This window comes from Oceanirhabdus sp. W0125-5 (genome assembly GCF_027938815.1).
In the GTDB taxonomy this organism is placed as follows: Bacteria; Bacillota; Clostridia; order Clostridiales; family Clostridiaceae; genus Oceanirhabdus.
The window spans coordinates 5,264,253-5,286,172 of sequence record NZ_CP115913.1; the positions used below are offsets into that span (position 1 = coordinate 5,264,253).

Below are 21,920 nucleotides of genomic sequence, written 5' to 3' on the forward strand. Positions count from 1 at the left end.
TACTATAATAAGCTATCACAATTATACTTTATTATAATAAACAACAAATAACCCTACCAATACTTTATAAATTATTGGTAGGGTTATTGAAATCACTAGATTAATTTATATTTCTGTTTATTAATTAATCTTTTTAAAAGCACATTTATAATAACTTAGGATAAATACTACTTTGACAATACACTCCATTTATTCTGCCAAGCTTTATTACTTAACTCTATCTCAGTATCTGATAACCATGATAACTTCCCTAAATATCCACAATAGAACCATTCACTAGGTTTCTCAGTTATTATTAATTTCTTTTGTACAACTTCCCCCTTCATATCTCTTATCAAAATATAGAAATTAATTTCTTTAATTTCATGTTCAATATATAATTCTGCTGTATATAACTTGTTAGGACTTTTTACTTTTCTTCCATATGTCCAGTAGTTGTTATATTCTAATTCTTGAATCTTATCAAACACTTCTTGAATTGGCTTCATATCCCACTCTTTTGCTTTACCAATAGAATTAATACTTTCTTTAATAATCTGAAATACATGCTCCTTTTTCTCCTTATCACCTTTTGAAAAGAATTCTTCATAATCTAATAAATAATCAACCGGACATATACCCATTGCACAAGAATATCCCTTTCTCTTCACTTCATCAACACAATCAATAACTATTTTCGAACAATCTTTAGTGTTATACCTTCCAAGTAACCTTATAAACATTGCTGCTATACATCTAGTCTCTAACTCAAGCCTACGTCTTTTTTGCCACTTCCAATTTTGATCGTAGTCAATTTTATATGCTTCTTCATAACTACATTTTTCTTCAACCATAATTCTTTCAATATTCTCTTTATTAATTCTATATGGTAGATCAATTTGAATTCCTTTTAGATACATCTATTAATCACCTCTAATAAAATAAATTAATAAAATCCCAGGCCGCTCCTGGTATCTTATGATATTTCATGGAATTACCCATAGCATATAGGTATTGCGTGTTATACCATTCAAGCGTAAGTGCACTAATCCTATCAGGACAATAAGCTATTATTCTTGAAGCATATGTTATTCCTTTTTCTTTATCCAATTTATTAAAAACTCTTACTTGCCTTTCAGCTCTATATGACTTTCCATCGCGTCTAACTTTGCCTCCACTAATTCCAGTTTTCACTACATCTCCATCAGCTATATTATATATTTCATAAACATGTTGACGTTTTTTACTCCTTTTGCTATTACCATGTGCAACAGCCTTCTCCTTCTCTTTTGATTTATCTTTTGTCCTATTTTTATAATTCTCTATCACTTGCCCCGTTGCTATTGATGTTACTGTTCCAGTAATCCCATACCATAAGCCTTTTAAACACTCCAAAACACCTTCTGTGGTTGTCGGAATTATAATTCCACCTGCACCGCCATCATCATGAGCAGAAAAACTTTGATACCCACTTGGATCATAATTATTTACAGGATCATTATTACAATATACAAAAATATTACCCGTAATTAACCCATCCGCATTAACAAACCTACCCCACTCTGGATTATAATTTCTTGATTGTAAATAATAAAGACCAGTCTCACTATCATATCTGTATCCTCTATATCTATAAGGATTTTTATATCCTACATGCGCTTTATTGTTCGTTACATCTACACCATCTATATCTTTTATGCTTATTAGTTTACCCCATGAATCATAAGCGCTTCACGCTTCGCTTAATTGAGAATGGAGAATGTATAATGTACAATGTCGGTTATTTCTGTCCCAGAAATCTTCATCTTATTAACCCTTTATTATCCCAACTTTTCTTTACATTCTCTCTTAAAAACTCTTAAGCCCTTGCCTTTCGGCTATAAACCTTTTTGGGGTTCAAGTTTTTCTGCTACTCTTGTTATAAACTTTACTTACTACTCTACCTAAGAAGCTAGCGCTTTTAAACCTTTAACACGCTTGTAAACCCTAAAAAGCTTTCGCTTTTAAACCTTAAACACACTTTCAAACCAAAACTCCCAAGAATTTTTCATTTTTAGCCCCTTAACACAAACATTCAGCTCACATAAAAAACTAATAAAAAGTCATACTTAAATATTAGTAGAAATAAAATTTAAGTATGACGTAAATAATGTTAATTTTTTTTCATTTTAATATGTGATATATAGTAATAAAATTTAGTACTAATTCATTCTTTTTTTACTGCTAAAACAGTAGTTATGCCGCAAATAAAGAATAAGGATATAATAATTATTATGATTGGTACTTCAAACATTAAATAATATTCATAAAATCCATCCTTTATTATTATCACTATTGTTGATAAAATACTTAATAATAATAATAATAATGCTGTCAGAATAAAGTACTTTCTCTGCTTTCTTTTTAATCTTTTATTAAAATGAATATAAATAAATATTATAATTGGTAAAATATAAAATAAAGATACTTGAAATTTTATATCTGTTTTAGAAAATCCTATTGCATCTAATACAGCTCTTGTAACAATAACTGCTGTAATTCCAACTATACCTCCAGAGATTTCAAGCTTTTTTTTCATGTTATTATCACCTCATTTTTTAATACATTAATCATTCTCTAAATCTATTGATTTATAAAAATAACTTTATATTGTTTTATTATTTACTTCCCCAAAATAGATTTTTTAATCCTTCTCCTACAAAACTGGAAGCAGTACCAACAACCATCCCAGCCACTGGCGATCCCACTGCCCCAGCAAATATAGATATAGCTGTTACACTAATATCTATCGCACTTCTTCCTAATGCTTCACCTAGTTCATAATTCATAAAGTTATTTACTACAGAAGCTCCTGTTGTAAATAAACCAATAGCACCCATCACTGTTGTTGTTTTTAGTGCTTCCATCCCTGGAATTGGTATTGGAAAATAATTTCCTGCACGTCTTGATGCCCTGTTTCCAAAGTCTATAATGTGACTTGGCAAGTTTTCCGCCCCTTCTTCTATGATACCATCAACTATCCCCCCTGCTAGACCTTTCATAATACCAGCAACTTGGTCTTTAGTTACATAAAAACCTTTCTGTCTAGTGTTAGTTTTTTGATATTTTTTGGGTTTACTAATAGATGATTTAGCCATAACATCAAGAGATGTTTGATACATTTCATTTGTCTCTTCCCCTGTTACTGTAAATATTGGTCTATAACCACTTGGATCACTCATATTAATTGGATTATTTTTACAATACACAAATACATTATGTGATAATATTTCACCAAGAACACCTGCTAATGCATCAGCATTAACAAACCTACCCCACTCTGAATTATAATATCGTGAGTTTAGATAATATAGTTTCGTCTCATTGTCATATCTATATCCTCTATATCTATATGGATTTTTATATCCTACATGCGCATTATTGTTCGTTACATCTACACCATTTATATCTTTTATACTTATTAGTTTACCCCATGAATCATAAGTATACTCTACTACTTCATTTCCACTTCCATCAATCAACCCTATAATGTCTCCCTGAGTATTTCTTATATAGAAGTATTCATTAGAAACCCATTGCTCCTGCTCATCTTTTGATGAGTAATTCATACTTATTAACTTTCCACCACTACTATACGTATAATATATTTTTTCTATAACATTATTGGCTGTATCAACACTTTCTTCATAAATTACTTTATCTCCTTCTAGAAGATACTTCGTCGTTACTGTTTGTCCATTTTCTTCAACTTTCTTTTCAGACCTTATTCCGCTAGCATTATACTTATATGAAATATTTATTCCATTATCACTATGATTCATTGTTGCTAGCTGTCTTCCTTTTTGCCATGTGAATTCCCATCCATCGTATTCTTTTGGATTTCCAATGTCAATATTTTCTCCTTCTGGAGCAGTATCATCAGTGTAGTAAGTTATAGTCTTTCCATCAAAACTTGTAAGCTTGTCCTTCCAGTTATTATCACCATACTGATAATTGTATATTCTTGGGCTTGTAGTTCCTTCAATATCTTTATAATTATACTCGGTTTTATTTAAGATATTTCCGCCTTTATCATAAGTGTATTTTATCGTTTTACCACTTTCACCCAGGTACGGATTATCTTCTCTTTCTAATTCATTAAGATAGTTATAATAGTATTGAATTGTTTTATCGTCCTCAACATTAGTTACCGTCGTTATATTTCCCCTGCTGTCATAGGTATATTTGATTTTTTCTTCTACTGTTGAATTTTTACTTTTGAGTGAAAGTTCACTTATTCTATTTGTTGTTGAATTTGTTAATGCTCCATCTTCATAGCTGTAGGTTACATCGTAAATAGATGTTGTTCCGCCATTAAAAAAAATGCTTTTTTTATCCAATCTTCCTAGTATTGAATTATAATCATACTTTATCTTATTGTTGTTATAATTGATTTCTGTAAGCTTATTATCTAAATCATATGAATAACTTGTTGTATAAGTGTTATTGTTAATCTTATGAACTAGACTCTCTAAATTACTTTCTATGTCATAGTTATATTCTGTTGAGTTTCCTTCTGAATCTATAACTTTCCCAAGTCTGTCTGCTAGATCATAGATGTATCTGTAGGTTATTCCACCATTCTCATGGTCTATATGACGGCCAATGTTTCCGTTAGCATCATACTCATATTCATACTTAACTTGTCCATTGTACTTATCACTTACTATTCTATCTTCTTTATCTAAGTCATGTTCTATGAAGTCTCCATTACCATAAATTGATTTCTTTAATTTACCATTGTTAAGCTCATACTCATGACTGATTAATGATTGGTTACCTACTTTTACTTCTGTTACATTTCCAAACTTATCATAGCTAAAGTTATAAGTTACTTCATACTCATTATTTTGCTCATCTTTTCCTTGGTTATGAGTAATTGACTTAACTCTGTCATTTTCATAAGTGTACTTATTTCCAACATAGTTTTTCTCTAGATAGTTTCCTCTGCCGTTATCGCTAAACTTTGCTATTTCATTATTATCTAATGCTATCTTAGAGTAAATAAGTTGATCTATATTACCATTTAATGAGTAACTTCCATTAACATAGCTTCCTATTGTTACATCCAAATCGGTAAAATCCTTGGCATTATTTACCACATTCCCTGGGTATTCAGTTCCGTCTACGAATAAGTCGATATCTAATCCACTTGCATCATTTGACCATCTTACTGTCACAGAGTACCACTTATTCTTAGTTAAAGCGGCAGTTGTGGCAGCAGTTATCCAACTGTTATCTGTTCCTCTTACAGCTGCATTAACTTTATCGTTGCTGTCAAGATACACATTTAACATCTGATTATCGCTACCATTTGAAGATATTAAATATCTTGTACCTGTTCCAGATGTATTGATGAACAAGCTTATTGTTCCTGCGTCTTGGTTTAATGATAAATCATAGGTTAAAGGGGTTCCATCTGTTTTGTAAAGAACTTCTGTTCCATCCTTAACAAATGTGCTCTGGTCTGACTTTGGTACAGTACCTTTGGTTCCATTTGTACTTCCCTTAAGTGGGAATACCTCGACGTTATCATTTGCGGCTATTGCATAGTTTTCAACTAAGGTATCTAATTCATCATAGATTGAGAAGGCAATGTTTCCTTCACTGTCGATAACGGCATCAAGATTATCTCTCTTCTTATTGTAAACATATTTTACTGTACTTCCTAATGGATCTTTCACAGTATCAATATAGTTTCCATATAAAGAGTATGTTGCACTTGCTTCTATAAACAGTTTTGATTTATCTCCCACCTGTGTTTTATTAGGATTTCCATACTGATCATACTCAAAAGTAGATATTACATTTTCTGCTGTTTTTGCAGTTTTTATATTATGCTTTCCATTTAAATATTTATATTAAATCAATATACTAAACTCTTAATATCTAATATGTTATAATATACCAAGCTAAGTGAGGAAAAATTAATATCTTTTATATCTAAAAGACTCCTTCTGAACTATCAGAAGGAGTCTTTTTTACTCACCAGTGTTAAGATTACCTTTATTATAAAATTTAGCTACTTTATTTTTCTTTAAGAAAGTTATAAGTGCTATTGGCACTATTATAACCGCTATTATAGTTAGAATACCTACTACAACCGAACCAACCCGTTCCTCAATAGCCGATAAACCATATGTGCCAAAAAAATTTAAAGTAATATGCATTATTATAGGTGCCAAAATATTTTTTGTTTTATCATATATAATAGCAAATACCATTCCTGATAAGAAGGCATAAATTCCTTGCAAAGCATTCATATGTGCTATCCCAAAAATAATTGATGAAATAACAACACACCATCCAAGTTTAAACTTTTCAATAATCTCATAATTCCCTCCATTAAGTCAAAAATTAAACTGTCATAAGATGATATCATATTTATACTTTAATGTAAATAATTCTATAATTATAAAAAAGATGCTATTTGAATAGCATCTTAGTTACTTAACTATATTTCATTTTTTACTATCAAACTTGAAATTTCAGATAGTGTTTTTTAAACACTGGAATCATATCAAAGCTAGTTCCCTAAATTCCTCACACCCTTCAATAAGCTCTTGAAATGTACCTATCCCTTCAACTCTACCATCTTTCATAACAATTATATTATCAGCTCTTTGAAGTGCAACCTTTTTATTTGAAACTGCTATACATGTAGCAGTTTTCTTCTCAAATAACCTTTCCCAAAGTGTATTTTCTGTTTTAACATCCAGTGCACTTGAGATATCATCTAATACTAATAGTTCAGCGTTTTTCATAAACATTCTAGCTGCTGCCACTCTTTGGATTTGTCCACCTGATAGTTTCACCCCTTGTGATCCTATCATTGTATTCAATCCATCTTCCATATTTTTTATATCATCTTCAAGTACAGCTGATGAGATTGCCTTTTTAATTTGTTCTTCTGTATATGATTGCCCTAGAGTTATATTCTCTCCTATTGATTCACTAAACAAATGTGGTATCTGACCAATATATCCAACCTTTGGAGGAATCATCTGCTCATGAGTTCTTGTTAGCTTTTCACCATTCCAAAGAATTTCTCCTGACTGTGCAGGGAGTAGTCCTATAAGGGTTTTTAACAAGGTTGTCTTACCTGAACCTATTCTACCTGTTACAACTGTAAAAGTTCCTTTGTCAATCTTAAGACTCACATCTTTTATTCCATTCTCAGACTCCTTGTATTTATAGCCTAATCCATTTAATTCTAGGTTTCTGAATTCAGTTTGAATTTTATTTTCATCATAGTCATCTATAACCTTTTCTGGAATGTCTCTATTTAAGTATATTTCATTTGTATTAAGTAAACTCTCAACCTTTTCTATTCCCATTAACTCCTCTAGACGGTCAAGTGCCACATCTGTTTGCTTTATTTGAGTTATATACTCACCAGTTCTTTGAATAAAGTCAGTAACATATTCCATGCAATATATGAAAAAGGCGAAATCTCCTACTGAAAACTCTCCATTTGTGATTAATCTAGCGCATAATAACAAAACAATACTTGTTCCTATACTTAATGTGCTACTATATATAGAATTCACAATCTGAGTAAAAGTAACGTCCTTTAACATCGCCTTATGTCTTTCTTTATTTAAATCCTTCAATTTATTAACTATATTTTTCTCAGTTCCAGCTATCTTAATACCTTGGATAGAGGAGAATATCTCCTGTATGAAACCACTTATCTTTGAGGTCTCTTTTCTGCTTTGAGCTCTATATTTACCAATCTTTTTTGATACTCTTTTCCCTATGAGCACAACTATATTAGTTGGAATAAACACTACTAGAGTTACCATGGGATTAATGTTAAACATTATTATAAATGCGAATATTGTAAATCCAGCAGTTCCAATAAAATCACATCCATAATCTAGTATTGCAGTTATCTCTCTTACATCATCTTTAAAATGATTCAATGCATCTCCTGTGGAAACCTTTAATGCTTCTCCACCATGCTTCTTAAAAAGCTTCTCTAACATATTTCTCTTAATAATTCCAGTGATTAAATAATCTTTCACATAGTAGCATAATCCGCCCAAATATACTGTTACCATATTTGATAAAGCAGCTACGCCTAGTATTGCTAACAGAAAAATTACATCTTTATCAATATTTGAACTTCCCTCTAGCTTTTTAAAGAATTCTTTCACAATAACTGCCGGAATTATATTATATGCAAAAATATAAAACCATAAAATTATATTGAAAAAAGTTAACCATGGTTTATATGAAATCATCTTCCATACTAAATTCACCAATCTCTTATATTTTCTATTACCCTTTCCACTCAAAATTCACACCTCCTTAGTTTACCAACAACTCATGATGCCCTTTTAAACTCTCTCTAATAAGTTTAGAATATCTTGATTCACTATCCTTTATTAATTCTTCTCTCTCGCCAAGTTCAACAATTTGTCCTTCTTCAAGTACAAGTATAGAATCAGCCTTATTAACTGTTGATAATCTATGGGCTATTATTATACATGTGCAACTCTCAGTAATCTTATCTATTGCCTTTTCCATGATTTTTTCTGTTATAGTATCGATTCTTGAAGATGCCTCATCAAGGATTACTAATCCAGGCTTCTTTAAAAGAATTCTAGCAAAGGCTAAAAGTTGTGCTTCACCTGAAGATAGTCCAGCTCCTGTTGTGTTTAAAACAGTATCCAGCCCTAATGGGAATTTCTTAATCCACTCATCTAACCCTAATTCCTTAAGAGCACATATTATCTGCTCATCACTGTAACTTGAGTCAAACAAAGTAAGGTTATCTCTAATTGTTGATGTGTATATATGAACATCTTGAGTTACATAAGCCATATTATCCTTCACACTCTCATTAGAGAGTTCACCTAATGGCATCCCTCCTAGAACTATCTCCCCCTTTGTAGGCTCATATAATTTTGATAGAAGCCTAACTAGAGTTGTCTTTCCACTTCCGGTTCTCCCTAGAATACCTATAATTTTCCCACTTTTAATGTTAAGAGAAATATCCTTAAGTACAGGAATACCCTCAGTATATTCAAATGATAAGTTTTTAATATCCACATCTAAAGGACCATGACTTTTAAGTTTCAGATCTCCATCTTTTATTGATGATTTTATTTCAAATAGTTCCTTAACTCTCAATATACTAGCCTCTGCCTTCTGCAAAACTACAAGTCTTCTTCTTATCATATTTAAGGGATTACTTATTCTCTTTGTGTACTCATAAATAAGATATATTGTTCCAATGGAAGCCCCTTGGTACTTCCATAAATATAATCCACTTCCCAAAGCAATAATTATCCCTGTAGTTTTTATAAAGGTAGATAAATTCCACATTCTAAACCCAATCATTGTAGCCTTTTTCTTAATATGAAATACATCTTTCAATCTTATTAAATACTTATGAATAGCATAATTAACTGCCCCAGAGGATTTTATATCCTCAATATTAGTAAGTTCTTCATCCATCATTCCCCAGAATTTGCCCTCTGCTTCATAGCATTTCTCCCAAGGAGCAACTCCCTTTAATTGATATTTTCTAATAACCACTAATGATATTATTGTATAAACAGTAAAAATTCCTCCCATCACTGGATTTACAAAAATGAACATTATCAATACCCCTATCATCAATATCAAATTATTAAGTATATCTAGCACAAGCTTTGAGAAAAACTCAAAGAGCATATTCACATCTCCATCTACTCTTTCAATCATCTCACCAGGTTGTTTTGTTTTATGAAAGTCCATATCAAGATTAATACAATGAGAAATAAGCTCCTCTCTTAATCCATTAGTGGCTCTCCAACCAACATTCTGACAAGTGTATGTTTCTAAAATATTAACTATATGCTGCACAAAGGATAACCCTATAAATATTCCAGCTACCCCCATTAAACTTCTTAACGCTTCTCCCTCCACAGCCTTATCTAAAAATACCTTCATTATCTGTGGATTCATGATCTGAATCCCTATATTAATGAGTATAATAGTTACCATTACAAGTACGCTTATCCATTGGTTCTTAAGGTACTTACTAAATAAACTTAAATACTCTTTTAATCTGATTTTCATGTCTATTTCCCCCTTTCACACAATTCATCCTCTAATTCATTGTCTTCAATTAAATAGTAGCATTTGTTATATCCTTTTCAAACCTCATTAACAATTCATAATTAAAGTTGAGCATTATAAACACCCTTGGGATTATATACATACGTAACTTTATGTATTAATTTATATATTTTAACATTGATAATTATGTTTTTATAACAATTTTATGGAATTTAATTAAATATTAGTATATAATGGTTGAGACATGAAAAAGGGGGCTTTATTTATGAAAAAAATATTAATTATGAGTTTACTGTTAATTTCCGTAACAGTTTCTTTTATTGGGTGTGGTAAGAATGAAGAAAAACTTAGCAAAGAGCTTGTAAAAAAATTTGCTATTGAGATGTACAATCAATCTTGTGATGAATTAGAAAAGGTTAATTCCTCTGAGTATTCTTTTGATGTATTCAAAGACTACTTCACTGAAGAAGGCTTCAAAAATTTTGAAAATGATAAAGTTTTATTAGATTATTATAACTATATTGTTAAGCATAAAAAAAACATTGTATTTTTTGATATCTCATATAATGAAGTAATACATAATAATGATTCTATAAGTGTTAGATGCACAGTATCTTTCAATCTTATGAACAAGAATCTTCTTGAGAAGAATAAAACACTAATTGAAGAATTACAAAATGAATTGGTTATTACATTGATTCCTGTTGATGGAAAGTGGAAAATTGTTAAATGCCACATCACGCTTTAAAACAAATGTATAATTGATAATGGAGAATGTATAATGATAGATGCTTCTGCTTACGCAGAAGCTACATTTTTTTGTTCTTTGGGACAATAGTTTTTTACTCATTTTATCCTAGAATAAAATATTGTAATTTAAATACAAGGTTTCATCAAAATTGAAACGAGTAAAACCTCTATTGTCCACTGATCATTAAGATTTAAATTTCTCGTAGAGAAATGTCATTCATTATACATTATCCATTCTACATTATCCATTTTTATTTCCCCTTCCTAATGCTCGTAAAATCTCTCTATGCTTTTTCTCATCTAGTTTATAAACCATAACAGGTACGAGTGCTAATAACAGCGCTGCTGCTGGTACAAGAGTTAGTATTCCATGTAATCCATTTATTGTTGATACCGTCTGTACTTCATTAGGAACATATTCTATGAATTTTAATAGAATCCCAAGTAAAATTCCTGCTAGTGCTCCTCCTGTTTTTGCAATAAAAGTCTGGGTCGACCAAATAACACCTTCCGCTCTAATCCCAGTTTTCAATTCCATATAATCTATTGTCTCAACCATCATAGATGGCAATAAAACCTCTGGTGCTCCGAATGTAATTGATACTATTGCATTTATTCCAATGAATATATAGATATTCTCATATCCCACAAAATATAATAGGATGAATCCTATAAATCTTAAAACTATAAAAATAATAAGAGCTCTCTTTTTTCCTAATCTGTTTCCTAATTTTAATGCTATGATAAAGCCAACTATCATAGGAAATACAAAGGATGCACTCAGGATTGGAACATATCCATCACTTCCAAGAACATATATACAATAATACATTACTGTTGCCATTATTATGCTATTCACAATTATAATAAGGACTTGAGCTGATAAAATTTTAAGAAGTGGAGTATTTTTTATTATTAAATTAATACTGTCCTTGAGAGTAACTTTTTTCTCCGAATAGGTCATACGTTCCTTCGTAAATAAAAACAACCCCATAAATCCTACAAATGCAATTACTCCATATAGTAGAGCTGTCATCCTGTATCCACTAGCCCCACCCCCAAATATCTTTATTAATGGAACAGTCACCAAAGAAACCAGAACTATCCCCAAAGGGGCCGCTGTTTTACCACATGTAATCAACCTATTTCTTTCTATCTGATTGGTTGACATAACAGATGTCATACTCCACATTGGAATATCCATTATTGTATATATCATCCCATATGCTATGTATGTTACATATGCCCACATCAGGTTTCCTATATTAAATGAAGGTGTTGAAAATAAAAGCACAATGATTATTAAAAGAGGAATCGGAGCATATAGAAAATACGGTCTGAATTTTCCCCATCTTGTTCTTGTCTGTTCAGTTAAAAAGCCCATCATAGGGTCATTTATTGCATCCCATAATCTAGCTACAAAGAACAGTGTTCCTGCAGCAGTGGATGCAATTCCTAAATAATCTGTATAGAATATCATGATATATGCAACAACAAACCCACCTATCATATTCTGCCCAAAAACTCCAAAGGAGAATGCGAAGTACTCCCTGAATTTCACCTTTCCATTACTATAAGCTAGATTTCCTTTCTCTTTCATAATTAATTCCCCCTTGGGAAACCATTTATTATTATCTCTAGTTTCCTTGTTATAATGATTACGTTATCTTTAACCTATTTATTCATTTATTATCAAAAAAACAAAATCACCCCTAGGTTAATTTCTCTAGGGATGATTTATTTTTTATCTTCCTAACTTCCTCAATATTTCTCTATATTTTTTTTCATCTAACTTATAAACTATTATAGGTATAAGTGTTAACAATACAGCAAGAGCTGGCACAAGTGTCAATATTCCGTGGAATCCCTTTATTGTAGATACCGTCTGTACTTCATTAGGGACATACTTTATGAATTTGAGCAGAATTCCCAGAATCACTCCTGATAATGCCGCACCTGCTTTAGCAATAAACGTTTGAGTAGACCATATTACCCCTTCCGCTCTAATCCCAGTTTTCAATTCCATATAATCTATGGTCTCAACCATCATCGATGGTAATAACACTTCTGGTGCTCCAAATGTAATGGATACAATTGTGTTTACTCCTATAAATAAATAGATATTCTCATATCCTACAAAATATAATAGGATAAATCCCATAAATCTTATAACTAAAAATATTATTAGCGTCCTTTTCTTACCGAACTGCTCTCCTAACTTTGATGCAATAATAACTCCAATTATCATAGGAATTACAAAAGATGCACTAAGAAGTGGTACATAGCTATCACTGCCTAAAACATATATGCAGTAATACATAATCAAAGCCATTATCAAACTATCAACCAGTGTTACAAGAATCTGAGCTGATAGTATCTTAAGAAGTGGAGTATTTCTTATAATTAAATTAATACTCTCCTTGAAAGTAACTTTATTCTCTGAATACTCTACTCGCTCCCTTGTAAATAAAAACAATCCCATGAAGCCTACAAATGCTATTGCTCCATATAATAATGCAGTCAGCTTATATCCGATAGCACCTTCACCAAATAATTTCATTACTGGAACAGTAACTACTGAAACAAGAACTAAAGCTAAAGGAGCAGCTGTTTTCCCACATGTTATAAATTTATTTCTTTCCTTTTGATTTTTTGACATAACTGATGTCATACTCCACATAGGAATATCCATTACGGTATATATCATTCCATATGCTATATACGTCATGTAAGCCCAAAGTAGGTTGTCTATCTTAAATGTGGGTATGGTAAATGAAAGTACTATAACAATTAAAAGTGGAATTGGTGCAAAAAGAAAATATGGTCTAAATTTTCCCCACCTTGTTCTTGTCTGTTCCGTTAAGAATCCCATCATTGGATCATTTATTGCATCCCATAATCTAGCTACAAAAAACAAAGTTCCTGCTGCTGTTGAAGCTATTCCCAAATAATCTGTATAGAATATCATGATATATGCCACTATGAATCCATAGATTATATTTTGTCCAAAAACCCCAAATGAGAATGCACAATACTCGCTAAATTTCACTTTATCTTTACCATAAGCTAGATTATCTTCTATTTTCATTCTCACTCTCCACCTTTAAATATTTCTCTATCATTTCCTGAGTAACACCATTATTCTCAATTATCTCTCTATAAAATTCCCCTGATTTTCTTATCTTCCTTTCCATACTGCTGTAATCTATCTCCACTAGCCCAAATCTTGGTGAGTACCCTAAATCCCATTCAAAATTATCCATAATTGACCAATGATAATATCTCTCTATAGGTATCCCCTTATCAAGGAGCTTACTTACTTCTCTAAGATGATCGAATATAAATTTTCCTCTAAACTTATCTTTGTGATCTGGTGTACCGTTTTCTGTTATCCATACAGGTAACCTGTATTGATAATATAACTCTTCAATTCCTTTAGACAATCCTTCTGGGTATATCTCCCAACCTAAATCATTGTACTTAGAATTCTCAAAAACATATATCTCAGTAAAAAGCATGCTGATTTTTCTGCTAGATTTTACTCCATGCCTTGAATAATAGTTAATTCCAATATAATCACAATAGTCCCCTAGCTTAACACCCTTAACAAACAGTCCTAATGGAAACAGCAATTTTCCTTCAAACATTCCCTTAAGGAAAATTTCATGAAAATTTCTTTTAACTATTTTCTTTGCAATTCTAGTTCCAGTTTTATTATCTTTACTATCAAAATAAGCATAGTGTAACACCACACCAACCTTTGCCTTTGGAATAACCTCATGTATCTTCTTATATGCAAGTATATGCCCTTTTATAAGATTACCTGCTCCTTTAAAATAATCAATAGTACTTGTCTTTCCTGGAGGGAAATTTCCTTCAAGACTTCTTCCCTGAAGATACACATTAGGCTCATTAATTGTAGCCCAATCCTCTACCAAGTCCTTAAGATTCTCCACTACATACTCAGTAAATTTTTCAAATATCTCAGGTGATTTTTTATTATTCCAAGAACCCATATCCTCAAACCATATAGGCTCACTGAAATGATGCAGGGTAACCAATGGGATTATTCCAGCATCTATTAACAGCTGAATTTCTTCTCTATATCTATCCATAGCCACCTTGTTAAACTGCCCCTGTACAGGTTCAATCCTTGCCCACTCAACACTCATTCTGTAAGTTTCCTGTTTAAGTTCTTTAATTAATTCTATATCTTCTTTAAACAATCTCCAATGATCACATCCACCTATACTGCTTTCCCCATTAGCTATCTTACCTCTTTCAGACCATCGATACCAATTATTATTCTTATCTCCCCCTTCAATTTGTACTGATGCTGTTGCAGATCCTAGAAGTATATCCTTACTAAACGAAAATCCTTTCAATTTAATTCCCCCTTAGGAAACTATTTTATTTTTTTAAGTTTCCCTGTTATAATAATTATATACTTTTATCTCAATATATTCAATATTTTACCAATTAAGTATATTATAAAAATTTTTATTAATTGTTATAAACAGATGAATAAAATTAAAGGAGTTTCACTATGGATATAAAAGAAAAGATAATCAAAACAGCTCTTGAACTATTTAATGATAAGGGAATCAAATTCTCTATGGATTCCCTAGCAAAAAAATTAAATATGGCAAAAAAGACTATATATGCTAACTTCCCATCAAAGGATGACCTTGCAGTGGAAATGATACATTCAATATTTAAAAACATTAAAGATCAAGAAAAGAATATAATGGAAAGCGATATTCCTATAATTGATAAATTAAAAAAAGTGCTAACATTGCTCCCAGATAATATTAATAATTTCAACTATGGAAGACTATATGAACTAAGAGCCATGCGCCCTGATTTATATGTATTTGTTGATAATCATTTCAAAGCTGATTGGGAAAATACTACATTCCTTTTCAATCAAGCAATCTCTCAAAAAGTAATTCGTGAATTTGATATGAAAGTTATGAGAAATATTTTAATAGGAATCTACCAAAGTATTTTTGATCCATACTCCCCTATAGAAAATTATGGCGATTACAAACGTACACTTGTGGATATGATAGACCTTGTTTTGAGAGGAGTAATAATTTAAAGAGCCGCAGCTAAAAACTGCGGCTCTTATCATTTCTATATTTCATTACTTATACACTGGAATTTCAAATTTTAAAATTGCTGATGGTAGCTTGTCCAACACATCTTTAAGTCTTTTAGTTTGATTATAACTCCAACGTATATCTGTAGAATATTGATGCCATATTACATCTTTATTCCATCTCATTTCATATAAAGTATTTTGATTATATTTTCTACTATTAATATAATTTTCCCCTATCCATTTTACTCCTTCTATAATAGCTTCCTCTGGAGTAAACCAACCTTGTTTATACGCATATTCTGAACCATATTTATTTGGATTAGAATCTACAGCACGTATACCATACATATTATAAACTGTTTTAGGAGTAACGTTATTTCCATCTACTTGATTTACTTTAACCCCTTGAGCCAAAACAGATTTTCCATGACCCGTTTCCAGAATCGCATGAGCTATAACATATGCAGGATTAACATTATATTTTTTAGATCCCTTTAATATAGCTTCACCCATTCCTTCTAAAGTGCCTTTGCCTTTAAGAATTTTATTAATATCATCTACCTGTATTCCTTCGATATAATTTAATGTTAAAAATTGATAAATATTCTCATTATTCATAGCATTTTGAGGATCCATATAATGTTTAATTTGACTTCTAGATGCTTTAACCCATACACCATTCTTTTGATAAACAGAACTTTTTTTATTGTACTGTTGATCTACAAATTTATCTAAGGTTATATTATATTTATCATAAGTAATTATTTTATTAGTTGTTTTAAAAGAGAATTCTTTTTTTTCATTTGATGATGTTATAACTATTTTATATGAACCTACACGATCAATTTTATATTGAACTGATGAAGTATTATTCTTACTATATTCTAACTTGTTACCTTTATATAATTTAAAATTAAATCTTGAATCATTAAGTTTAACTAATAAATTTTTGCCAATAACATACTCCTTATTAGTAGAAGTATTTATCGTCTTATTATCGTACTTTACTGATAAATTCTCCAGAATATTCTCCTGCCTTATAGTATCTTCCTTGGAAGAATTCGACCCTTCATCTTCATTGCTTTCATTTGATTCATTTTTATTCATTTCATCTTCTTTTGATTCAATAGTGAAATAATACTTATAGGATTCACTTAATGATTGCTTGTCCATTGACTGCATCTTTTTGTCTACATTTATTATGTATGTAGTATCGTACATATACCCTTCTTCTGGTGGATGAATAATTATTTTATTTTTATTTGTAGTAACCTTAACTTTGACATTTCTCCCATTAACATATGTTACATATACATTTTCAATTTGATTAGAATCAAAATCCTTATTGAAAGTGATTGTCCACTTTTTATGTTTACTCACATTATCAGCCAATTTAATATTTTTTGCATAAACAGATTGTGAAATTGAAATTAACAATAATAACATAATAACTATTTTCGTCTTTAAGTATCTCATGGTAATCCCCTTTTTTTCAATTAGTTATAATTAAATAATATATTGTATTAAAAGAATTGTCAAAAAAAATTAAATAAAATTTAAAATTCTCGAAATTCATCGTTTCTCATATACTTTTTAATGATACTTTGATTATAATTTCCTGAAATACCATTAGAACATATTATTCTTCAACATTCTCGACAAAATCCTTAATATACTAAAAAAAGTGCATAAGCTCAACTAAAGCTCATACACTCTACTTCTATTACATTCCTTTAATAGGCACATATAATCTATACCCAATAATTTCAGGATTATGCATCTGATAAATCATTGCTCCCTTATCATGTTCACACCCACAAGCTCCAAAATCATAGTTTTCCATAGCATTTTCTACGGCTTCACATGCTGAATGTCCTATATGTTCATAATCAAATACAGGATGTGAGAAAATAATATATTCTCTTTCAGGTACATCAGTGCATATCATCTGTTTAGGCAATTCACCATCATAATCTAAGGGTATTCGAATACCATATAAGTACCCTTTTTTCCCAGATTCATCATAGAACCATCCACCAATTTGCCCATCAAATTCTCCTACTCTACCTGATACTGTATCAATCTTACCTTTTATACTTTCTAATAATCCACAAATTGTGTTACAATCCTGTCCTGGTATCTTCTCCTGCAATTTCCAAAATGAAAAGTAATTATCAGCACCAATATTCATAATATACACCAGTTTATGAGCTGGCAAAGTAACTCTTGCAATAATAACTTCTTGTAATTCTGTTTTTTTCATTGAAATCTCTCCTATACCTAAATAGTATGGATCAAATGTGTTTTGTTTTGACTGAAGAACAAGTGGTACATTCATCTTCCTATATTCATTTGGAGTTATTCCATATTCACTTTTAAAAGACCTTGTGTATGCCTCCTGAGATGAAAACCCATGCTTAACAGCAATATCAATTATTCGACTTTCCGTATCCCTCAGTTCAATGACACTATAAGCAAGTCTTCGTAATCTAACATAATTACGAAAAGTCATCCCTGTAAGATTCTTAAACTTCTTTGTTACATGATATTGTGAGTACCCTAATCTTTCTGCCAAGTATGTTAGTGTCATTTCTTCATTAAAATCTTTTACTAATTGCCCTTCAATTATATTCACCATATTTTGTATTGTTCTATGCCACTCAAACACCTTATCCCCACCTTATAGGTCTATTATAATTAGATTTCTTATATATATTTTGATTTGAGTTGTTCAATTAAAAACCTTATATGGAATATTTAACAATATTCCATATAAGGTTATTTTATCATATGTAGAGATTCCATAGTGAAACTTTATTTATACTTAATCAAAATCGAAGTGTTTCTATGAGTTTTAAGTATGTATAAGTTTATTTATCACTCGGAATCTCTAAATTTTCTATTTGATATTTTTTTCTTTTAGAATTACAGTGGAAATAAATGAAATTATAATGGATAATACAATTAAAATTATTAACCATACCTTTGACATCATTGGAATTATGTCAAAGTTCATAAGCGCAATAACTATGATCATCACTAAAGCATAAATTATGAATATTACTTTAAGAATTTTTTCTTTATTCATAGAACCCTCCAAAATATAATATTAGTATGTAATTTGACGGTTTCTTTACTAAATATATATTTTTTCTTTTCAGGTTTTATGATACTATATCTTAATTTAAGAATTTACGCATTTACTCATCTCATGTTTAATTATCTCAGACATTCTTCCAATGTCATTCTTAAGCTCTCCAATTGTTATACCTTCGGTTATATAATCAAATTCTTTTCTATAAGAAAAAGCTATTTGAATCATCTTTCTCACATCTTTCAAGATTTGCTTTTTATCTGTAATCTCTGGTTCATATGTGAAAATAACATCTCCTGTTAAATAGCTAAATTCTACAGATGTAACTCCCTTAATAATCAGGAAAACTGAAGTTAAAGTATCATCTTTAATATGATATTCTTCTGGTATTTTCTTTATTATAGGTACATTAATTCTTAATCTTCCTGTAACACTCTCTATCACCTTTATCTTAATAGCAAAATCTACAACCTTTTGAAGTATCATTTTACCTCTCCCCTTAGAAATTATATACCCACCAAATTAATATATATGCTGCTTGCATTACTTTTATACTATTGAATTTACTAAATTTTGTATTTAACTCAATTATTATTTACTTATAAAGACATCTCGACAATATTCGATAAATAAATTAAGTGGTCAATGTATAAATTTAACTTTAATTGAAAATGGGAGGTTACAAATGAAAAGTATTAAAGCTAAACTTATGCTAGGCACATCTGCATTGATAATATTTACTCTAATTATCTTAGGAATAATAACAGTAAATGTATCAGAAGATGCCCTAGTAAAACAGACAAAAAATACAATTAAGACCGAAGTTGATAAAATATTTGAGTTGTATGGTAGAGTTAGTGAGGATATCAATTCTATAGAAGCTGATATGCTTAATCAATACGATGACTTTATTAAATATCAAGTGGATGGTTCTATGTCAGTTATAGACTCAGTCTACAAAAAATATGAGTCTGGTCTTTTGAGTGAAAATGAAGCTAAAGAATTAGCCAAAGAATTAATTAAGGAAATAAGGTATGGTGATGACGGGTATTTATGGATAGATGATGAAAATGGAGTACTTTTAGCTCACCCAATAATTCCTCAAAAAGAAGGTATTAATAGAACAAATCTTCAAGATCCTAATGGTGTTAAGCTAATACAGGAAATAATTAGCGCAGCAAAAAACAATAAAAATAACGGTTATACAGACTTCATGTGGGAAAGACCGCAAGATGTAGGAACTGGGAATTTAAGCCCTAAAAGAGCATATTCTAAATACTTTGAGCCTTGGGGCTGGATAATAAGTACAGGTAACTATATAGATGATATACATAAGGAAGTAAAACAATATCAATCTATGGTAAGAGACTATTTCCAAAGTGATATTGAAGAAATGAGTAAAGATAAAACAGTAGCTATTTTAGATTCAAAAGGGACATTTCTTTATTTTTCTGCAAAAGATATTGTTGGAACAACTATAAATGTAAAGGATATCAAGACTGGAGAAGATGTTGGCAAAAAAATTCTATCTACAGATAATGATTTTTTAGAATACACAATTGAGGATTTAGTTACTAAAAAAGAAGTTGAAAAACTTTCTTATGTAAGACATGATAAGAAACATGATATATTTATAGTAACTTCTGCTAACGAAGAAATAGTATTTACAGATGTTAAAAATATTATTAACTTGTTTATGGTGATGACTGCTATTGCAATATTTATTTCTCTAGCAGTAATGTACTTCTTAGCCAATGCCTTTACAAAGCCTATAAAAGAATTAACAGTAATCAGTGAAAAGGTAAGCAAAGGTGACTTAACTGTAAATATTAAAGTTAAGGAAAAAGATGAAATTGGAATATTAAAAAATTCCTTCAATGTAATGGTTCAAAATTTAAAAGGGCTTGTTAACCAAACAAATAGTACTGTTAATTCTGTTAACGAATCAACATCTATGCTAGCAGATATGGTTGATCAGTCTACTATTACAATTAATCAAGTATCATCTGCAGTAGAAGAAACTGCAGCTGGAGCACTAGAACAAGCTAAATTAACCCAAGAGGGAGTTCAAAAAGGAAGCCAATTAGAAGAAACAGCTAATAACATTAGAGAAGATGCTGATGAAATGAAAGCTTCAGCTGAAGAAATGAGAATTATGGGACAAAAAGGAAAGGAAGTAACTAGCGACCTTACAGAAAAACAAAAGATTACTAATAAATCTATTAGAGATATCTTTGATGTTGTTAGTGCTTTAGGAGAAAGAGTAAAGAGTATTGGTGAGTTTACAAGCGCAATCTCTCAAATTTCAGAACAAACTAACTTGCTTGCATTAAATGCTGCTATTGAAGCTGCTCGAGCAGGAGAACAAGGAAAAGGTTTTGCTGTAGTTGCTGAAGAAGTAAGAAAACTTGCAGAAGAATCAAGCAGAGCTGCTGCTGACGTACAGCAAATCGTTAATAACATTCAGAATGATACAAATAAAACTATTAATGTTGTTAATGAAACAAAAGAAATATTCAATGATCAGAATAATGCTGTTATGAGTACAGAAAAAATATTTATAGAATTAGATGGTACAATAGCAAATTCTATGAACAGAATAAGCAGCTTATATGATAGAGTTGATGAATTAAACAATGTAAAAGATCAAGTTTTAGAAACAATCAATGAGATTGATGTTATGTGTGAACAATCAGCAGCTGCCGCTGAGGAAGTTTCAGCATCAGTTGAGGAACAAAACTCAACTATGCAGGAAATAAACGAACATGTTAAAATGCTAGAAAATAATTCAAAAGAATTAAAAGATGCAATAGATAAATTTACAATTTAAATACAAACTAACAAAGAACCCCTAGGTGGACTTTTCCACCTAGGGGTTCTACA

General features: G+C 30.6%; 17 protein-coding genes and 1 pseudogene. 3 read left to right on the forward strand and 15 right to left on the reverse strand.

Translation table 11 applies throughout. The features are described 5' to 3' along the window. Positions 1 to 167 precede the first annotated feature (167 nt). From OW730_RS24445 to OW730_RS24480, 8 genes and pseudogenes are all read right to left on the reverse strand, one after another. A complete protein-coding gene (locus OW730_RS24445) occupies positions 168 to 899 on the reverse strand; it encodes a hypothetical protein (protein WP_271226665.1) in 732 nt (243 codons plus the stop codon). 13 nt (positions 900 to 912) lie between these two features. After that, positions 913 to 1,374 (reverse strand): hypothetical protein, encoded by a 462-nt coding sequence (locus OW730_RS24450; protein ID WP_271226666.1) that lies wholly within the window; start codon positions 1,372 to 1,374, stop codon positions 913 to 915. A gap of 132 nt (positions 1,375 to 1,506) precedes the next feature. Continuing rightward, positions 1,507 to 1,683 (reverse strand): annotated as a pseudogene (locus OW730_RS24455) (RHS repeat-associated core domain-containing protein); the annotation flags it as partial. 502 nt (positions 1,684 to 2,185) lie between these two features. After that, on the reverse strand, positions 2,186 to 2,557 hold the full coding sequence (locus tag OW730_RS24460; protein ID WP_271226667.1) for a hypothetical protein: 372 nt from the start codon (positions 2,555 to 2,557) through the stop codon (positions 2,186 to 2,188). Positions 2,558 to 2,636: 79 nt separating this feature from the next. Beyond that, a complete protein-coding gene (locus OW730_RS24465; RefSeq protein ID WP_271226668.1) occupies positions 2,637 to 5,774 on the reverse strand; it encodes an RHS repeat domain-containing protein in 3,138 nt (1,045 codons plus the stop codon). Between the two features lie 225 nt (positions 5,775 to 5,999). Further along, positions 6,000 to 6,281, reverse strand: coding sequence for a CPBP family intramembrane glutamic endopeptidase (locus OW730_RS24470; protein WP_271226669.1), 282 nt, complete (start codon positions 6,279 to 6,281; stop codon positions 6,000 to 6,002). Between the two features lie 252 nt (positions 6,282 to 6,533). After that, the gene (locus OW730_RS24475; protein WP_271226670.1) at positions 6,534 to 8,318 is read right to left on the reverse strand and encodes an ABC transporter ATP-binding protein; all 1,785 of its coding nucleotides are present in this window, start codon (positions 8,316 to 8,318) and stop codon (positions 6,534 to 6,536) included. Between the two features lie 13 nt (positions 8,319 to 8,331). Further along, on the reverse strand, positions 8,332 to 10,089 hold the full coding sequence (locus OW730_RS24480; RefSeq protein WP_271226671.1) for an ABC transporter ATP-binding protein: 1,758 nt from the start codon (positions 10,087 to 10,089) through the stop codon (positions 8,332 to 8,334). Between the two features lie 265 nt (positions 10,090 to 10,354). Between OW730_RS24480 and OW730_RS24485 the strand changes: the two genes are divergently transcribed. Then, the gene (locus OW730_RS24485; protein ID WP_271226672.1) at positions 10,355 to 10,837 is read left to right on the forward strand and encodes a hypothetical protein; all 483 of its coding nucleotides are present in this window, start codon (positions 10,355 to 10,357) and stop codon (positions 10,835 to 10,837) included. Between the two features lie 243 nt (positions 10,838 to 11,080). Here the strand turns inward: OW730_RS24485 and OW730_RS24490 are convergent, their stop codons facing one another. From OW730_RS24490 to OW730_RS24500, 3 genes are all read right to left on the reverse strand, one after another. Further along, positions 11,081 to 12,439, reverse strand: a complete 1,359-nt coding sequence (locus tag OW730_RS24490) for an MFS transporter (RefSeq protein ID WP_271226673.1) — start codon at positions 12,437 to 12,439, stop codon at positions 11,081 to 11,083. A 144-nt stretch (positions 12,440 to 12,583) separates the two neighbouring features. Continuing rightward, a complete protein-coding gene (locus tag OW730_RS24495; protein ID WP_271226674.1) occupies positions 12,584 to 13,927 on the reverse strand; it encodes an MFS transporter in 1,344 nt (447 codons plus the stop codon). Next, entirely contained in the window at positions 13,911 to 15,224 is a 1,314-nt protein-coding gene (locus tag OW730_RS24500) for a glycoside hydrolase family 1 protein (protein ID WP_271226675.1), read from the reverse strand. Before OW730_RS24500 ends, OW730_RS24495 begins: the two co-directional genes overlap by 17 nt. Before the next feature lie 161 nt (positions 15,225 to 15,385). Here OW730_RS24500 and OW730_RS24505 point away from each other — a divergent pair, with 161 nt between their 5' ends. Continuing rightward, positions 15,386 to 15,940 (forward strand): TetR/AcrR family transcriptional regulator, encoded by a 555-nt coding sequence (locus OW730_RS24505; protein ID WP_271226676.1) that lies wholly within the window; start codon positions 15,386 to 15,388, stop codon positions 15,938 to 15,940. 45 nt (positions 15,941 to 15,985) lie between these two features. On the opposite strand, the gene OW730_RS24510 is transcribed toward OW730_RS24505, so the two are convergent. The 4 genes from OW730_RS24510 to OW730_RS24525 all read right to left on the reverse strand — a co-directional run bounded on the left by OW730_RS24510 (position 15,986) and on the right by OW730_RS24525 (position 19,523). Beyond that, positions 15,986 to 17,419 (reverse strand): N-acetylglucosaminidase, encoded by a 1,434-nt coding sequence (locus OW730_RS24510; RefSeq protein WP_271226677.1) that lies wholly within the window; start codon positions 17,417 to 17,419, stop codon positions 15,986 to 15,988. A 247-nt stretch (positions 17,420 to 17,666) separates the two neighbouring features. Then, positions 17,667 to 18,611, reverse strand: coding sequence for a helix-turn-helix transcriptional regulator (locus OW730_RS24515; protein ID WP_271226678.1), 945 nt, complete (start codon positions 18,609 to 18,611; stop codon positions 17,667 to 17,669). Positions 18,612 to 18,842: 231 nt separating this feature from the next. Next, entirely contained in the window at positions 18,843 to 19,031 is a 189-nt protein-coding gene (locus tag OW730_RS24520) for a hypothetical protein (RefSeq protein WP_271226679.1), read from the reverse strand. A 96-nt stretch (positions 19,032 to 19,127) separates the two neighbouring features. Beyond that, on the reverse strand, positions 19,128 to 19,523 hold the full coding sequence (locus OW730_RS24525; RefSeq protein ID WP_271226680.1) for a hypothetical protein: 396 nt from the start codon (positions 19,521 to 19,523) through the stop codon (positions 19,128 to 19,130). Between the two features lie 199 nt (positions 19,524 to 19,722). Between OW730_RS24525 and OW730_RS24530 the strand changes: the two genes are divergently transcribed. Continuing rightward, entirely contained in the window at positions 19,723 to 21,867 is a 2,145-nt protein-coding gene (locus OW730_RS24530) for a methyl-accepting chemotaxis protein (protein ID WP_271226681.1), read from the forward strand. Positions 21,868 to 21,920 lie beyond the last annotated feature (53 nt).

Bases quoted from the DNA above. Each gene is read 5' to 3' on its own strand.
- OW730_RS24460 (WP_271226667.1), bottom strand. From the start codon at position 2,557: ATGAAAAAAAAGCTTGAAATCTCTGGAGGTATAGTTGGAATTACAGCA.
- OW730_RS24490 (WP_271226673.1), bottom strand. From the start codon at position 12,439: ATGAAAGAGAAAGGAAATCTAGCTTATAGTAATGGAAAGGTGAAATTC.
- OW730_RS24445 (WP_271226665.1), bottom strand. From the start codon at position 899: ATGTATCTAAAAGGAATTCAAATTGATCTACCATATAGAATTAATAAA.
- OW730_RS24525 (WP_271226680.1), bottom strand. From the start codon at position 19,523: ATGATACTTCAAAAGGTTGTAGATTTTGCTATTAAGATAAAGGTGATA.
- OW730_RS24530 (WP_271226681.1), top strand. From the start codon at position 19,723: ATGAAAAGTATTAAAGCTAAACTTATGCTAGGCACATCTGCATTGATA.
- OW730_RS24485 (WP_271226672.1), top strand. From the start codon at position 10,355: ATGAAAAAAATATTAATTATGAGTTTACTGTTAATTTCCGTAACAGTT.
- OW730_RS24505 (WP_271226676.1), top strand. From the start codon at position 15,386: ATGGATATAAAAGAAAAGATAATCAAAACAGCTCTTGAACTATTTAAT.
- OW730_RS24520 (WP_271226679.1), bottom strand. From the start codon at position 19,031: ATGAATAAAGAAAAAATTCTTAAAGTAATATTCATAATTTATGCTTTA.
- OW730_RS24495 (WP_271226674.1), bottom strand. From the start codon at position 13,927: ATGAAAATAGAAGATAATCTAGCTTATGGTAAAGATAAAGTGAAATTT.
- OW730_RS24480 (WP_271226671.1), bottom strand. From the start codon at position 10,089: ATGAAAATCAGATTAAAAGAGTATTTAAGTTTATTTAGTAAGTACCTT.
- OW730_RS24510 (WP_271226677.1), bottom strand. From the start codon at position 17,419: ATGAGATACTTAAAGACGAAAATAGTTATTATGTTATTATTGTTAATT.
- OW730_RS24470 (WP_271226669.1), bottom strand. From the start codon at position 6,281: ATGAATGCTTTGCAAGGAATTTATGCCTTCTTATCAGGAATGGTATTT.